Origin of the sequence: Paenibacillus sp. FSL L8-0436 (genome assembly GCF_038593025.1) — a bacterium.
Lineage (GTDB): Bacteria > Bacillota > Bacilli > Paenibacillales > Paenibacillaceae > Paenibacillus_AQ.
The window spans coordinates 4,402,338-4,418,463 of record NZ_CP151955.1 but is presented as its reverse complement, the minus strand read 5'-3'; the positions used below and the strand labels follow the sequence as shown (position 1 = coordinate 4,418,463).

The window sequence follows — 16,126 nt, the reverse complement described above, 5'->3', positions numbered from 1 at the left end:
CTTGCGCACATGAGCCGTTCCTTGGATAGAAACAGTTCTTCAGTGCATATAACGCATGCTTGCTTAGAGAAGTAATGGAGGAATTATAAATGGGTATTTTGGTGCAAAAGTTCGGCGGAACCTCATTGTCCACACCGGCAGCGAGGGAGCATGTCATCCGCCACGTCAAACGGGAGATGGCCAGCGGCTTTGATCTCGTTATTGTCGTCTCCGCTATGGGACGCAAAGGGGAGCCTTACGCAACCGATACGCTGCTCGACTGGGCAGTGCAGAACGGGAATTCCCTGCCGGACCGGGAGAAAGATCTCTTGATGTGCTGCGGAGAAATAATCTCCGCCACTACACTGTGTGGTCTGCTGGAGCAGGAGGGCATCCGCTCTACGGTGCTCACAGGTGCACAGGCTGGCTTCCTTACCGACAACAACTACGGCAACGCAAGAATTCTTGATGTGCAGACCGAACGCATTCTACGGGAATTGCGAGAGCATAAAGTAGTTATAGTAACCGGGTTTCAGGGTCAGACCGAAGCCGGTGATTTTACAACCCTTGGACGCGGGGGAAGCGATACCTCGGCAACTGCGCTTGGTGCAGCGCTCCGTGCGGATATGGTCGATATTTACACCGATGTGGACGGGATTCTTACAGCCGATCCGCGGATTGTCGAAGATGCGAAGCAACTGACCTATGTCAGCTATACAGAAATCTGCAACATGGCCTATCAAGGGGCTAAAGTTATACATCCCCGTGCGGTGGAAATTGCCATGCAGGCCCAGATTCCTGTACGTGTGCGCTCAACGTTCTCGGAAGCCGAAGGTACACTTGTCACCCATCCTGAAGGGTTCAGCGATGTTTCACACGGGGTAGTGGACCGTTATGTTACGGGGATTGCTTATGTCAGCAACATTACACAGATCTCTGTGGAGTGTCCGGACGGCAACGGTACCGGAGTACAGCTGCAAATCTTCAAAAGCATGGCCGACAATGAAATCAGTGTGGACTTTATCAATGTAACGCCTTCGGAGGCGCTGTACACTGTGAACGATGACAAATCGGAGCAGGCTATCGCTGCGCTGCAAGAGTTGGGGCTTCGTCCCAAGAGCTTGTCCGGCTGCGCCAAGGTCTCGGTAATCGGCGGAGGCATTAACGGCGTGCCGGGGATTATGGCGCGCATTGTTGAGGCGTTAACCTCGCAGAACATTCAGATTCTACAGTCTGCCGATTCCAATACAACAATCTGGGTACTGGTGAAGAAGGAAGATATGGTGCAGTCGCTGCGCGCACTGCATGCCAAGTTTGAATTGCACCGCTGACAAGGAGGAATTCAAAGTGGATTTCGGAAGATTAATAACCGCGATGGTAACCCCTTTTGACGGGGATGGAGAAATCAACTGGGAAGCAACTTCACGCCTTGTTGACTATTTGATTGAGGAACAGAAATCCGAAGCGCTGGTAGTCTGTGGTACCACCGGAGAATCGCCCACACTTAGCGAGGAGGAGAAGCTCCGGCTTTTTTCCTACGTTCTGGAGAAAGCGGACGGACGCTGTAAAATCATTGCCGGAACGGGCAGCAACAGCACGAAGAATTCCATACATCTTACGAGGGAAGCGGAGAAAATCGGAGTAGATGGTGTTCTTCTCGTCGTTCCTTATTACAATAAGCCAAACCAGGAGGGGCTGTACCGGCATTTCTCGGCGATCGCTGCGGAAACAACCTTGCCCTGTATTCTTTACAATGTTCCCAGCCGTACCAGCGTAAGCATGAGTGTGGCGACGACATTAAGACTTGCTGAAATCCCCAATATTGTGGCGACCAAGGAATGTGCCTCAGTCGATCAGATTACGCTGATCGCTTCGGCTTGTGCAGATGATTTCCACGTATACTCAGGGGATGATTCTGCGGGACTGGCAACACTTGCCGTCGGCGGTCACGGCATTATTAGCGTAGCCAGCCATGTAGTGGGAGTTGAGATGTCGGAAATGATCGAAGCTTTTATCTCCGGCAATGTGCACCGGGCCGGCGCGCTTCACCGCCAACTGTTCCCTGTGTTCAAAGGGTTGTTTGAATGCCCGCAGCCGCTGCCGAACCCTTCGGCTGTTAAGTATGCACTGGAACTGCGGGGTATTCCTGTCGGATCCGTGCGTCTACCACTGGTGGGACCGAGCGATGATGAAGCCGAGTTCATCAAAGCGCTGCTGAATTAGAAGGTCAAATCACTTGAATAAGCATTGCAGCAAGAAGCCGGCTTCCCGCGTGGGAAAGCCGGCTTCTTGTTTTTTGTATTAAAACTGTAAGCTGGCGGTTAAATCTCATACAGGGAAATGCTGTGAAATAAGCGGAAATGTTAAGGACTGCAACATAGTTTCTGCTTGTCTTTTCCTCAAATAATGCAGGTTCTTTAAGGAAAGAATAGGCTTACGAAGCCGATGACTTGTCTTTTGCCAAAAAAATCATGTATAATGTTCTTAAGTGACTGGGTGCGGCAAAAATTAAATATGCGGTAATCTTCCGTCAATGTAATTTTACATTGTGTGACAGGATAGGTCCTTGTATAAGTCTGTGCAATTGCTGCCAGATTTACGCGCGAGGGGCGCGGCGGTGAAGTTTGACGGTGTTTGTCCGCTTCAAGAAGGTGCTCACTGCCCGAATTCGGGGGTTTTTCGCTTTGCGTAATTATGCAGACTTACGGAATTTCTTGTTCATCGTGGAAACTATCGGCAATTTGAAGAATGTGTTCAGCGCCGCTGAAATAATGAAGCTTATTGTTTACAAATAAAAAGTATGACGTCCAACATCATAGGAGGGTTAGATTCATTTGTCCAAAAAAAACAACAACGATAAATTGCTGATATTCGCATTGGGCGGAGTCGGAGAAATCGGGAAAAACATGTATGTCGTTCAATACGGAAACGACATTGTAGTCGTGGATGCCGGTCTGAAGTTCCCGGAGGAAGATATGCTCGGTATTGATATTGTAATACCTGACATTTCGTACCTGACAGAAAACCGCGACAAGGTAAGAGGTATTGTGCTTACCCACGGACACGAGGATCACATCGGCGGATTGTCTTATGTGCTTAAGAACCTGAATGTTCCGGTTTATGGAACAAGACTTACCCTTGGACTTGTGGAGAACAAGCTTAAGGAAGCTAATCTGCTCGGAGAAACGAAACGGATTCTAATTAACGAAGATTCGGAAATCGAACTGGGAACTTCATTGAAAGCAACCTTCTTCAGAACCAATCACAGTATTCCTGACTCCGTCGGAGTATGCATCGAAACACCGGAAGGCAATGTTGTCCATACAGGTGACTTCAAATTTGACCACACCCCAGTCAATGGTCAATTTGCCAATCTCCACCGTATGGCTGAAATTGGCCAGAAAGGCGTACTTGCGCTTATGTCTGACAGTACGAACGCAGAGAAGCCAGGCTTCACGCCTTCGGAGAAGAATGTCGGCATCGTACTGGAAGATATCTTCCGCAAGGCTGAACAGCGTGTTGTTGTGGCAACCTTTGCCTCCAACGTGCACCGTATTCAGCAGGTGGTTAACGCCGCTGAATCCACTGGACGCAAGATTACAGTTATTGGCCGCAGTATGGTGAATGTGGTATCCATCGCTTCCGAGCTGGGTTATCTGCATGTGCCGGACGGCATGCTGATTGAACCGGAGGAAATGAATAGAATGGCCGGCAACCGTGTAGTTGTGTTGTGCACAGGCAGCCAGGGCGAACCGATGTCAGCTCTTACACGCATGGCGCGCTCCAGCCACCGCAAAGTGGATATTCTGCCGGGCGACACCGTTATCATTGCGGCAACGCCGGTACCGGGTAACGAGAAATATGTAGGCCGTACGATTGATGAATTGTTCCGTCTTGGCGCTAACGTGATTTACAGCGGTTCCAATTCCGGCGTTCACGTCTCCGGTCACGGCAGCCAGGAAGAGCTGAAGCTGATGCTCAACCTGATGAAGCCTAAATACTTTATTCCTATCCATGGTGAATTCCGGATGCAGCGCAAACATGCGCTTCTGGCAGAATCTGTCGGAGTGGAACCAAGCAACATTTTCATTACCGAAATCGGCGAAATTGTTGAAATTCAGGGCGGATCAGCCCGCAAAGCCGGCAAAGTTACTGCAGGCAACGTGCTGATTGACGGTCTTGGCGTTGGCGATGTCGGCAATATTGTACTGCGCGACCGCAAGCTGCTGTCTCAGGATGGTATCCTTGTTGTCGTTGTGACACTAAGCAAGCAGAACGGAGCAATCGTATCCGGACCGGATATTATCTCCCGCGGCTTTGTCTACGTGCGCGAGTCCGAAGGACTTCTGGATGAAGCGAACCGGATTGTCTCCAGTACACTGCAGCGCCTGATGAGCGAGAAGGTCAATGAATGGGCTTCCCTCAAAACAAGCGTCAAAGATTCACTCGGCCGTTTCCTCTATGAGCAAACACGCCGCAGACCGATGATTCTCCCGATCATTATGGAAGTGTAAGAAGCAACTAGCTTCTCATAATATAAATATGCAGGGCCAAAGGCCCCTTCTCCCCGGAAATATTGGACGGTTTCTTGGGGAGGAGGGGTCTTTGTGTTGTGCAGTATTATCCCCAGTGTCTATGCAAAATCTGAATGGCAGGTCCGGCTCCGATGCCGATGTGCCCAAATAATTTAATTTATTGGCAGGGACAACATTTAGGCCCTTCAATCGTTATATAGCCAAGGAGGTGCAAGATGGGCCCGAAACTGAAGGAGCAGCAGCTTCAATCCAAAATGGCAGAGATCCGCAAGTATTTAATCCGCTTGGGCGCTGGCACCGCCGATGCGGAGGATATCGTACAGGACACTGTGTACAAGGCACTGCTGTATCTTGACGGGATTGACGAACATAAGATCAGCGCGTGGCTCTACAAGGTGGCAATTAACAGCTACTATGATTTATGCCGAAGGCAAACACGGTTCCAGTATTCCGAGGAAATCGATCTTGAGGCACCTGCAAATGAGCTGCCCGAATCAATGCTGCTGCAGCAGGAGCAAAAAGTGCTTATCGAAAAGGTTCTTGGAAAGCTGAATCCGGCGAACCGCCAGCTGATATTGCTGAAATATGAGATGGAATTCTCCTATAAACAAATCGCGGCGCTTCTTGGCATAACGGAAGGGACGGTAAAGGCTTCACTATACCGCGCCAGACAGCAGTTTCAACAAATTTACGGAGGTGAGGCTGAATGACTGCTCCATGGGAAGAACAAGAGGATCAGAATCTGGTACATACACTGAAACAAGCCAAACGCAAAAGCCTGTTCCGCAGCATTGTCATTTCGCTGATTGTTAGTATTCTTACGCTGACCGCTATTTTCTTCGGTGCTGCGCAGCTGGTGGAGCGGAGGTCGACTGAATCCCGCCATAGCGAATGGATGTATATGAGGATTAGCAGTCCCAATGAATTTTCGTCCGGTTTTAGAGACAACCGTGGATTTCTGTCAGGTGTCATGGAAGTGAATACGTACAAAATCATTGAAGGTGTACCTGTTCCGTGGAATGAAAAATGGTTCAATTACAACGAGTGGTGGTTTCCGTTCGCTACCGGTGCATATGGAGGTACAACCCATCTTAGTGGGACTGACCCGCAGATGAAAGTGGAGGGCTATAAATACAACAGGCAGTACAATCCCTACAACGGACAGAGGGAGATGGCTTATTATATTCCGCAAGTGGAGTATGGCAAAATCCTGAACGACCTTCATTTGCTCACGAAGATGGAGCCTGATGAACTGATGGAGATGGCTTTATCCTTTGATAAGCCTTATTCCTTTGATGAAGTGAAGAAGATGCTGCCTGAAGGAGCGAGACCTGTATGGTATTGGGTCGATACGTATGATGAAACCTCATGGTTCAATTTGGAACCCCATGAAGACGGGAACGGCGGGATGATAGACCCCGAGCCCATGGCATCTTCCTCTGGTGTATATGGTTTTGGGATCGGGCCTAACCAGGATGAGGCATCACCGGATGATTTTCTTGAGCACATTAAGAGCGGGCTTAAACTAAAGGACAATTACCACAGTGAATACAAGCGGATCCAACAATACCTAAAAAAAGATAAAAATGAACCTGAAGCCGGAGATGTCCGCATTCTGGGTGTCGTGGTCACCGGCTCCGCAGCCGGTCTGAAAAACCTGAATGGGCAGCCCTATATCCGCGGTGCCGTGCTGGGAGCCGTTGCGGATAACTATTAAGATAGGAGGGGCAGGCTGATTTTTCATAGAAGTTCATTGCATAAGGGAGTCCCCTCGAATGTCATACTATTGAAAGATAGTACGGCTGCAGCAGATTAGGGCTGTAAGCGGAAAGGGTGAACTGCACACAATGGACTTTACAGCAGGTACTGATACTGGCAAGAATGAAGAGATCCTTCCGGGAGAAATAAAGCCCGTAACGAGTGAACCAATCCCACCGGGTACTGTGGGGGTTCTGAAGGAGCTGGGGCAGACGGTAGTTCCAACGGGAGAACCCGATATTTTCTGTATAACAATTATTGGGCAGATCGAGGGGCATTTCGTACTGCCTCCGCACAACAAAACGACTAAATATGAACATATTATTCCGCAGCTGGTGGCTGCCGAACAGAACAAGAATATAAAAGGGCTGCTGATTATTCTGAATACGGTCGGCGGTGATGTGGAGGCAGGGCTGGCGATTGCAGAAATGATCGCGTCCTTGTCGAAACCAACAGTGACCGTAGTTATTGGCGGGGGCCACAGCATCGGAGTTCCGATTGCCGTGTCTTCCAGCTATTCCATTATTGCGGAGAGCGCAACTATGACGATTCATCCAATCCGCATGAACGGCCTTGTTATCGGTGTGCCCCAGACCTTTGAATACATGGAGCGCATGCAGGAGAGGATGGTCAGATTTGTCACTTCCCATTCACGTATTTCAGAACAGCAATTTAAAGATTTAATGTTTAAGACAGGGGAGCTTAACCGTGATATCGGCACAGCTGTAGGCGGCTATGATGCCGTCAAATATGGTCTGATGGATGAGGTTGGAGGCATCGGCGCGGCGCTGACGCACCTGAATGGTCTAATTGCCAAGGATAATCCCCAAAGCACAGATGTATTGCTGCCGGGGGGGCTGACACAATGACCTTCTATACGGTACTTCCGATGGAACAAGTTTTTGAAGGGGCGATCCACTTTTCACAGCCCTTGCGGGAGGTCAGCATTCAGGGAATGCTGATGCAGGTTGAACCGCTGGAGGGGGGACAAGCACGGATTGTAAGGCTGCTTCAATGCCCGCTGGACAAATATTTGGACCCGGCATTCGCTCCGGGAGCCGTCGTATTTTACGATAGATGACAACTACCCCCGGAATCCTTAAGGGAAATGCGAACAGAGAACATAAAGATGCATTTTCTGACAAAACAGAACATAGGTACGCCACGCCATTATATGGTATAATGTTGTTCCGGGGGTGGCTGTTGTGGCTAAACGAAAAAAGAAGAAGAAAAAAGCGCTGCTCGGCAGTGTTCTAAAATATGAAATTTACGGCATTATGCTGATAACGATTTCCGTCATTGCATTGTCCGGCGAGGCTGCGGTTGGACGTTCTCTTTCGAGTATGGCAGGTTATTTATTGGGCCGTTTTTATTTTGTGCTGCCGTTGACCGGTATTTTTTACGGGCTGATGGTGATGATTCACAGAAGATGGCCTTCTACTTGGAATAGCCGCCATTCCGGCGTGCTGCTGCTTGTGCTGTCCTTGTGTCTGATGAGTTCGATCTCAGCGATGGAGCAGAAGCTCGGTCCATTATCGATGCTGCATCCTGGCAATGTTATGGCGCAAATACATAATGATCTTTCCGGTGCGCTTTCGCCCGGTTCCAGCAACAGCAGCGTATATATGCTTGGCAAAGATATTAGCGGAGGCTATATCGGTGCGCTGGAGTTTGCAGCCCTGCTGTGGCTTTTCGGCACGCTTGGTGCCAAGCTGCTAATGATTGTAATGATGGCCATCAGCTTCATGCTGGTCACGAACCTGTCTTATGTAGAACTGTTCTCGCTGCTGCGGGTACGTGCTGGGAAACTGCTGGAAGGGATTCGCCTGAAAGCGGCCAACCGTCCAGCTGCAGTTCCCGTTGCGGCCCGTTCCACCAGAACAGGCAGAACACCAGCACCACAGCCTGTACAAGAGCTGGATGAGGACGAAGAGGATGAGGACGAGCAGGCTTTGCCAAGACGAAGTCAGCCGCTGTTCTTCCGGCGGATTGGGGGTTGGCTGAGCGGGACTCCACGTACAGAAGGGCAAGGCGAAGAAGAACGGGAGGAAGATCTCTCGGCAGATCTGCTTAACAGCTCACCCAATAGCCCGATTATTAGCGGACTGGATGCTGGGAGGGGGCGTGCTTCCCAGGATAATCTGGAGGATGATTTCGCTGGAGAAGATTTGGAGCCCGTTACACCGATTATCCGCGATTTCTTCGAGCATATCCGTTCAGAAGGACTGAATGAAGAAGACCGTGAAGACTGGAGCGAATTCTCTCCTGCAGCGCGGAGCGGGAACAGCTTGAGAGGCTCTTCTGTGTTAGAAGGAGTTCCGGCAGATACTCCAGCTATTGATGGAGATGCGCCGGAAGATCCTGTGGTTGTGGAGCTGGACGGGCTGCTGGGTGCTGGCGAAGATGGAGTCCCTGTGCCTGCTGCCCCGCTTCCTCCTCCGCCCAAACCGTATAAGCTCCCTTCCTTCCGGCTTCTGGCCAAGCCTAACAATGGAGGGAAGGCGGGAGACCAGAACGATTACATGCAGACTGCCCGCAAGCTGGAAGCTACACTGGAGAGCTTTGGTGTCCGGGCGAAGGTACTTGAGGTGGTAAGAGGCCCGGCCGTAACCCGTTACGAAATTCAGCCGGATATCGGGGTGAAGGTAAGCCGGATCGTCAATCTTACGGATGATATCGCGCTTGCGCTTGCAGCGAAGGATATCCGTATGGAGGCGCCAATACCGGGTAAATCAGCAATTGGGATCGAGGTGCCTAACTCTGAGGTATCCGTCGTAACCATGCGGGAGGTTATGGAAACACAGGTGTTCCAAGATGCCGAGTCCCGGTTGTCGATCGCTTTCGGCCGCGATATTTCCGGCCAGACGATTGTCGGCAATTTAGCCAAGATGCCCCATCTGCTCGTAGCCGGTGCTACCGGATCGGGTAAATCCGTCTGTATCAACGGTATCATTACAAGTATCCTTTATAAAGCGAAACCAAATGAGGTCAAATTTCTGATGGTTGACCCGAAGATGGTTGAATTGAATGTATATAACGGGATTCCCCATCTGCTTGCCCCGGTAGTTACAGATCCTAAGCGGGCTAGCCTGGCGCTGAAGAAGATTGTCGTGGAAATGGAAAAGAGATATGAGCTCTTCTCCAAATCGGGCACACGCAATGTGGAAGGCTACAATACACTGATGAAGGATAATCCTGCTGCAGTTCTGCCTTATATTGTTGTTATTGTGGACGAGCTTGCCGACCTCATGATGGTTGCGGCAAATGATGTTGAGGATGCGATTTGCCGGCTGGCGCAGATGGCACGGGCGGCGGGCATTCATTTGATTATTGCCACCCAGCGTCCATCGGTGGATGTTATAACTGGACTTATTAAGGCAAATATTCCTTCCCGTATCGCATTCGGCGTGTCGTCAAATGTGGATTCCCGGACGATCCTGGACATGCCGGGGGCCGAGAAGCTGCTTGGACGCGGGGATATGCTTTTCCTGCCGATGGGCGCATCTAAACCAATCCGTGTGCAGGGGGCATTCATGAGCGATCAGGAAGTGGAGACCATCGTGCAGTATGTCAGCAGCCAAGGGGAGGCCAATTATGACGAGACCCTGGTGCCTGAAGTAGATGACATGGTGACAGAGGACCAGGAGCCGCAGGACGAGCTCTATGAGCAGGCGGTACAGATTGTACTGGAAGCGAAGCAGGCCTCTGTATCGCTGCTCCAGCGGCGGATGCGCGTAGGTTACACCCGTGCTGCGCGGCTGATAGATGCCATGGAAGCCAGAGCGGTTATCGGGCCGTACGAAGGCAGCAAGCCGCGGGAAGTGCTTATGTCACTGGAGCAATATCAACATAACAAAATAAGCTCATAATATAGCCAAAAGAGCTGATCCCTTTACCCGGGATCAGCTCTTTTTTGCATGTGATATTTAGTGTACTTTTGGCGCTGCAAGGAGACGTTCAACGATGTAATCGAGCTGTGCATTAAATCTTTTGATTATAGGTGATAATCATTCTCATTTGCAATGGAATACAGTCCTTCTCCGGGTTGCAATGCATAGGATCACCTGTCAGTCGTCATAATAACTTTAGCCATCAATGTTGAACTTACAAGAGAAAGGTAGAGCGAACCCAATGAAAAAACATAAGCAATGGATTTTTGCCGGATTAACCCTTGCACTGGCCACCTTGCCGCTTGCAGGTCTATTCTTTGAGGATCAGAATGCGGTCAACGCCAGTCCGTATCATGCTTCGTCTGATCTGTCGGAAACCGCTGATCCCGATGGTGAGGCATTGCCTGCTTTTGGAACAACACCGCTTAAGGTCGGCTCTTCCGGACAAGATGTTTACGAGCTGCAGGGAAGATTGAAGCATCTTGGTTATTACGTGGGCAAAATTGACAGCCAATTTGGGTCTAAAACGAAAAATGCAGTAACCTGGTTCCAGTGGAAATTCGGCATAGAATCTGACGGTATCGTCGGTGCCAAAACAAAGTTGAAACTGTACAATGCCACCAAGGCCTGGAAGCCCACAGAGCCTTCAACCAGCACAGCAAATAAAAGTACCGGAAACAAAAGTAAAACTGCCGATTCCGGCAAGTCGAATATAGCGGAACTGTCCTCAGGGAATACAATGGGCCTGTCCGAAAATGATTTAAAAATCATGGCCAATGCCGTTTACGGGGAATCGCGGGGTGAGCCGTTTGAAGGACAGGTTGCCGTTGCTGCGGTTATTCTGAACCGCGTGAAGTCCCCAAGCTTTCCGAATACACCTTCCGGCGTTATTTTTCAGCCAGGGGCATTTACGGCCGTAGCTGACGGGCAGATCTACCTAGAACCCAATGAGCAGGCACGCAAAGCTGTTCAACAGGCGCTTAATGGCTGGGACCCTTCCGGCGGCTGCCTTTATTATTTTAATCCGAAGACGGCTACTTCCAAATGGATCTGGACCCGTCCGCAGGTGAAGACAATCGGGGAGCATATTTTCTGCATGTAGCAGCGGACTTGCATTTGCCGCAATTTAACCCCCTGTATAAAACCGACCCAGAGCAACCGGTAAGCTTTCTTCCGGTTGCTTCCTTACTTTGGAATGGTTTAGAATGGATAATACTTCATAAACTTGTTGTAGAGCATCTATCCACGCCGTAAAGGAGTTTTAGACTTGACAAATAATGGATTTCAACATGGCAACGCCGCAGGCATGCGCATTCATGTATTGCCGACCAAGGCGTTCAAGACCTTCGCCATTTCACTTTATGCAGGGGTTCCGCTGGACGAAAGTACGGTCACTTCAACAGCGCTGGTTCCTTTTGTGCTTCGCAGAGGTACAGCTAACTATCCGGAAACAACCCAGTTCCGTGAACGTCTGGAGGAACTTTATGGTGCCGGATTTGGTTTTGATATCTACAAAAGAGGCGATTATCAGATTGTCCAGTTCCGGATGGATACGATCAACGACTCCTTTGTGCAGAGCAAAGAGAGCCTTCTCGGGGAGTCTTTTGCTTTCCTAGGAGAAGTACTGACCCGGCCTTTGCTGGAAGACGGAAGCTTCCGTGCATCCTATGTCGCAACAGAACGTGAGACGGTACGCAAAAAGCTGGAAGCGATTGTTAACGATAAGATCCGCTATGCGGCTGAACGCTGTATTGAAGAAATGTGCCGTCAGGAGCCTTACCGTCTGCATCCCCTTGGCCAAAGAGCCGACCTTGACAGCATTACTCGAGAAAACCTGTATGAATCCTACAATTCCTGGTTGAACGGAGCGATCCTCGATCTTTACGTTGTTGGTGACACTACACCTGAGGAAGTTGAAAAGCTGGTCGTTCGCCATTTTGGCCGTGGCCACAAGGAGACCGCAGCGTACTCCTCCAATTTTACACCGGTAGCCGTTACAGAGGTCCGGACTGTGGAAGAGAAGCTGGATGTCAATCAGGGCAAGCTTAACATGGGGCTCCGCACTTCCATAACTTACAAGGATGACAAATACGCCTCCGCGCTGATGTATAACGGGATATTAGGCGGTTATCCTCACTCGAAGCTGTTCGTAAACGTTCGTGAGAAGGAGAGCCTTGCTTATTATGCTTCCTCCCGCTATGACGGGCATAAAGGCATTGGAACCATTCAATCAGGGATCGAAACCCAAAATTACGGCAAGGCCGTCGATATTATCCGCAAACAGCTGGAGGAATTGAAGGCCGGCAATATCAGTGACCTGGAGATGAACCAGACCAAGGCCATGATCCGCAATCTGCTTTCCGAAATTCAAGATTCGGCGTTTGAACTGATCTCGTTTGATTTCAACCGCCAGTTGTCCGGAAAAGACCGTTCCGCACTGGAGCTGCTGGCTCAAGTCGATGGCACCGGAGTGGAAGATGTGAAGGCGGCTGCCGACACGTTCCAGCTGGATACGATTTATTTCCTGACAGGGAAGGAGGAATAGCGGTGAAACAGATCCATTACGAAAGACTTCAAGAAACACTGTATCACGAGGTTATGGATAACGGTCTGCAGGTCTATGTGCTGCCTAAGCCGGCTTTCCAGAAAACCTATGCCACCTTTGCCACTAAATATGGCTCTGTGGACAATCACTTCAAAGTTGCCGGCGGTGAGGAAACCACTGTCCCTGACGGGATTGCCCACTTCCTGGAGCATAAAATGTTCGAAGAGCCGGAAGGCGACATTTTTGCCACCTTTGCATCTAACGGTGCGTCGGCGAACGCTTTCACGAGCTTTGACCAGACAGTGTATCTTTTTTCGGCCACAGAAAATATTGAGACCAATCTCAGCACCCTCGTTGATTTTGTACAGCGGCCTTATTTCACCGACGAGAATGTCGAAAAGGAAAAAGGTATTATCGGCCAGGAAATCAATATGTACGCGGATAACCCGGATTGGCGCGTCTATTTCGGTTTGATTGAGGCCATGTATGCCAAACATCCGGTACATATCGATATCGCCGGAACGATCGAATCCATTGCCACCATTACCAAAGAAACACTGTACACCTGCTACAATTCCTTTTATCATCCCAGCAATATGCTGCTGTTTGTAGTCGGCGGCGTAGAACCGGAGAAGGTATTCGAGCTGATTCGCAGCAACCAGGCCGGCAAATCATACGAGAAGCAGGGTGAAATCTCGCGTATTTTTGAAGAGGAGCCCGTTCACGTTGCAGAGAAACACAAGGAAAGCCGTCTTGCCGTATCTATGCCGAAATGTCTCTTTGGCTTTAAAGAGAAGGTAGAAGGTCTCACCGGTGAAGCGGCAGTCCGCCGTGATCTCACCACTAAGCTAATGCTGGATCTGCTGCTGGGCAGCAGTACGACGCTGTACCAGAAGCTCTATGACGAGGAACTGATCTCCGACAGCTTCGGACATGAATTTAACAGCTCACCGCAGTACGCGTTCTCGGCGATTGGCGGCGATACGAAGGACCCGGATCTGCTCATCAGCAGGCTGAAGGAAGAAATCAGTGTTATTCTAAAGACCGGCTTCGCCGAGAAGGATTTCGAGCGGGCGCGCAAAAAGAAAATCGGCGGCTATCTGCGCATGCTGAACTCGCCGGAGAGCATTGCTCACGAATTCACACGCTACCAGTTCAGAGGCGGCGATTTATTTGAAGTGCTGCCGCTTTATGAATCCATTACGCTGGATGAGGTCAATGCCCGCCTGCGTGATCATGTGGACTGGGAACAACTCGCTGTATCGCTTGTGGTGAGTCCTTAATGGCGTTATCGGGAGAGGGCAGCAAGCCAATAGGAGAAATGACCGTGCTTGTCACTGGAGGCAGCGGAGGAATTGGCGGGGCCATTGCCGAACGTTTTGCTTCTGTGGGGATGAACATTGTTATTCATTATATGAACTCGCACGAAGCGGCGAATGATGTGGCCCGGCGCTGTATGGCGCTGGGGTCCAAGGTGTTGACGGTGACCGCTGACATGAAGGACCGCAGCCAGCTTGTCCGCATGGCAGAAAAGCTGGAAAGCAGCGGAATGCAGCCGGATATTCTGGTTAATAACGCCGGAAAAGCACATTATGGCATGCTGGCCGATGTGACGGAGGAAGAGTGGGACGATATTATGGCGGTGAATCTGAAAGGCACTTTTTTGTGCAGCCAGATTTTTATGCCTTATATGGTCAGCCAGCGGTATGGGCGGATTATTAATGTCTCCTCCGTTTGGGGCATCTCAGGCGCTTCCTGCGAGGTTGCCTACTCCGCCAGCAAGGGCGGGGTGAATGCCTTCACTAAGGCATTATCCAAAGAGCTGGCACCCTCAGGAGTCACGGTGAATGCCGTGGCTCCCGGTGCTGTCCATACGGCCATGCTGGCCAATCTGCAGGAGGATGAGATGCGGATGCTTGAGGAAGAGATTCCTGCGGGACGACTGGCTTCCCCTCATGAAATCGCCTCGCTTGTTTATTTTCTTGCCTTGCCTGAATCCGGGTACATTACCGGCCAGGTGATCAGTCCGAACGGCGGATGGATCACCTGATGAATCCGGTTACTGGCGTGGAGGCTTGGAGAAATGCTCCAGCATAAGAACGTACCGTCTGAGACATATTATAACTGTTGCTTTTAAATCTCACGTAAGGCGGCTGTCACCTGAACAAGGCGGGCGGACCGTAAACATGAAGGAGGATTTAAGATGTCAACAGAAACCGTAGTGAAAAACTTTGATACCTGGAAAAGCTTTTTGGGTGAACGGGTCATTCAGGCTGAAAAAATGGGGATGAGCGAAGAAACCATTTCCAAGCTGGCTTTCGAAATCGGGGAATTCCTTGATAAAAAAGTCGATCCGGGAAACTATTCCAACCGGGCAATCAAAGAGCTGTGGGATGTCGGTACGGACGATGAGAAGCATACCATTGCTTCCCTCATGGTCAAGCTGGCGAAGAAAAACGCATAGGCATGCGGAACAAGCTCCCCTCGCGGGAGCTTTTCTGCAATTATTACAGTAGTGTCCTTGCCTTTCAATTTCATTTTATATATCATTAACATGACCCGTGTTTCAGAACGCTTGCCGAAGCAGGTTTTTTTAATGTATGGCAAAGTGCAGGGAAAAGGAATCTATGAGGTGTAACAAGTGGAATATAAACAATGGTATATGGAGTACAAGATACATAAGAACAGACCTGGTCTGCTTGGAGATATCGCTTCTATGCTCGGAATGCTTGAAGTCAACATCCTGACCATCAACGGTGTGGAAGGCAAGACGCGCGGAATGCTCCTGGAAACAAACGATGATGAGAAAATTATGCTGATGGGTGAAATGCTCAAAAAAGTAGATAACATTACGGTTACGGCGCTGCGTTCTCCACGGCTTGTGGATAAGCTGGCTGTCCGGCATGGACGATATATTGACCGCGATTCGGATGACCGCAAGACGTTCCGTTTTACGCGGGATGAGCTGGGACTGCTTGTGGATTTCCTCGGTGAACTGTTTAAAAGGGATGGGAATCAGGTTATAGGACTACGGGGAATGCCCCGCGTCGGCAAGACGGAGTCTATTATCGCCGGCAGTGTCTGCGCCATGAAGCGCTGGACATTTGTTTCCTCGACGCTTTTGCGGCAAACGGTCCGCAGCCAGCTGGCTGAGGATGAGATGAACCCTCATAATGTCTTTATTATTGACGGGATTGTAAGCACGATCCGCTCCAATGAGAAGCATTACAATCTGCTTCAGAATGTGATGAGCATGCCCAGCACAAAAGTAATTGAACATCCGGATATTTTTGTGCGGGAATCCGAGTATACCTTTGATGATTTTGATATCATTATTGAGCTGCGCAATATGCCGAACGAAGAGATATTGTACGAGTCGTTTACGACAAGCTACAGTGATGATCTTTAGAATATAAAAC

General features: G+C 49.9%; 14 protein-coding genes. All 14 read left to right on the top strand.

Features of this window, described 5'->3' with window-relative positions:
- Positions 1-89: 89 nt before the first annotated feature.
- The 14 genes from dapG (at position 90) to NSS79_RS19970 (ending at position 16,116) form a co-directional block, all read left to right on the top strand.
- Positions 90-1,310, top strand: a complete 1,221-nt coding sequence (dapG, locus tag NSS79_RS20035) for an aspartate kinase (RefSeq protein WP_038593379.1) — start codon at positions 90-92, stop codon at positions 1,308-1,310.
- A 16-nt stretch (positions 1,311-1,326) separates the two neighbouring features.
- Entirely contained in the window at positions 1,327-2,202 is an 876-nt protein-coding gene (dapA, locus tag NSS79_RS20030) for a 4-hydroxy-tetrahydrodipicolinate synthase (RefSeq protein WP_342435852.1), read from the top strand.
- Positions 2,203-2,813: 611 nt separating this feature from the next.
- Complete coding sequence (locus NSS79_RS20025; RefSeq protein WP_038593375.1) at positions 2,814-4,493, top strand: ribonuclease J; 1,680 nt, start codon at positions 2,814-2,816, stop codon at positions 4,491-4,493.
- 236 nt (positions 4,494-4,729) lie between these two features.
- The gene (locus tag NSS79_RS20020) at positions 4,730-5,224 is read left to right on the top strand and encodes a sigma-70 family RNA polymerase sigma factor (protein ID WP_038593373.1); all 495 of its coding nucleotides are present in this window, start codon (positions 4,730-4,732) and stop codon (positions 5,222-5,224) included.
- A complete protein-coding gene (locus tag NSS79_RS20015; protein WP_342435851.1) occupies positions 5,221-6,231 on the top strand; it encodes an anti-sigma factor in 1,011 nt (336 codons plus the stop codon). The genes NSS79_RS20020 and NSS79_RS20015 overlap by 4 nt, the downstream gene beginning before the upstream one ends.
- 130 nt (positions 6,232-6,361) lie before the next feature.
- Positions 6,362-7,141 (top strand): ATP-dependent Clp protease proteolytic subunit, encoded by a 780-nt coding sequence (locus NSS79_RS20010; protein WP_342435850.1) that lies wholly within the window; start codon positions 6,362-6,364, stop codon positions 7,139-7,141.
- On the top strand, positions 7,138-7,353 hold the full coding sequence (locus NSS79_RS20005; RefSeq protein WP_341093949.1) for a YlzJ-like family protein: 216 nt from the start codon (positions 7,138-7,140) through the stop codon (positions 7,351-7,353). The genes NSS79_RS20010 and NSS79_RS20005 overlap by 4 nt, the downstream gene beginning before the upstream one ends.
- Positions 7,354-7,477: 124 nt before the next feature.
- On the top strand, positions 7,478-10,141 hold the full coding sequence (locus NSS79_RS20000) for a DNA translocase FtsK 4TM domain-containing protein (RefSeq protein ID WP_342435849.1): 2,664 nt from the start codon (positions 7,478-7,480) through the stop codon (positions 10,139-10,141).
- Between the two features lie 262 nt (positions 10,142-10,403).
- On the top strand, positions 10,404-11,264 hold the full coding sequence (gene sleB, locus NSS79_RS19995) for a spore cortex-lytic enzyme (protein ID WP_342435848.1): 861 nt from the start codon (positions 10,404-10,406) through the stop codon (positions 11,262-11,264).
- Between the two features lie 204 nt (positions 11,265-11,468).
- Positions 11,469-12,707 (top strand): pitrilysin family protein, encoded by a 1,239-nt coding sequence (locus NSS79_RS19990; RefSeq protein ID WP_342440410.1) that lies wholly within the window; start codon positions 11,469-11,471, stop codon positions 12,705-12,707.
- A 2-nt stretch (positions 12,708-12,709) separates the two neighbouring features.
- Positions 12,710-13,990: a pitrilysin family protein gene (locus NSS79_RS19985; protein ID WP_342435847.1), complete on the top strand. Its 1,281-nt coding sequence runs from the start codon at positions 12,710-12,712 to the stop codon at positions 13,988-13,990.
- Positions 13,990-14,757 (top strand): 3-oxoacyl-ACP reductase FabG, encoded by a 768-nt coding sequence (gene fabG, locus NSS79_RS19980; protein WP_038593352.1) that lies wholly within the window; start codon positions 13,990-13,992, stop codon positions 14,755-14,757. The genes NSS79_RS19985 and fabG overlap by 1 nt, the downstream gene beginning before the upstream one ends.
- Before the next feature lie 153 nt (positions 14,758-14,910).
- Positions 14,911-15,171: a DUF3243 domain-containing protein gene (locus tag NSS79_RS19975; protein ID WP_076110066.1), complete on the top strand. Its 261-nt coding sequence runs from the start codon at positions 14,911-14,913 to the stop codon at positions 15,169-15,171.
- Positions 15,172-15,348: 177 nt separating this feature from the next.
- Positions 15,349-16,116, top strand: a complete 768-nt coding sequence (locus NSS79_RS19970) for a DUF3388 domain-containing protein (protein ID WP_342435846.1) — start codon at positions 15,349-15,351, stop codon at positions 16,114-16,116.
- The last annotated feature ends 10 nt before the right edge of the window (positions 16,117-16,126 follow it).

Excerpts from the sequence above, each read along its gene's own strand:
- dapG (WP_038593379.1), top strand. The coding sequence starts at position 90 with ATGGGTATTTTGGTGCAAAAGTTCGGCGGAACCTCATTGTCCACACCG.
- NSS79_RS20020 (WP_038593373.1), top strand. The coding sequence starts at position 4,730 with ATGGGCCCGAAACTGAAGGAGCAGCAGCTTCAATCCAAAATGGCAGAG.
- NSS79_RS20015 (WP_342435851.1), top strand. The coding sequence starts at position 5,221 with ATGACTGCTCCATGGGAAGAACAAGAGGATCAGAATCTGGTACATACA.
- NSS79_RS20010 (WP_342435850.1), top strand. The coding sequence starts at position 6,362 with ATGGACTTTACAGCAGGTACTGATACTGGCAAGAATGAAGAGATCCTT.
- NSS79_RS20005 (WP_341093949.1), top strand. The coding sequence starts at position 7,138 with ATGACCTTCTATACGGTACTTCCGATGGAACAAGTTTTTGAAGGGGCG.
- sleB (WP_342435848.1), top strand. The coding sequence starts at position 10,404 with ATGAAAAAACATAAGCAATGGATTTTTGCCGGATTAACCCTTGCACTG.
- NSS79_RS19990 (WP_342440410.1), top strand. The coding sequence starts at position 11,469 with ATGCGCATTCATGTATTGCCGACCAAGGCGTTCAAGACCTTCGCCATT.
- fabG (WP_038593352.1), top strand. The coding sequence starts at position 13,990 with ATGGCGTTATCGGGAGAGGGCAGCAAGCCAATAGGAGAAATGACCGTG.
- NSS79_RS19975 (WP_076110066.1), top strand. The coding sequence starts at position 14,911 with ATGTCAACAGAAACCGTAGTGAAAAACTTTGATACCTGGAAAAGCTTT.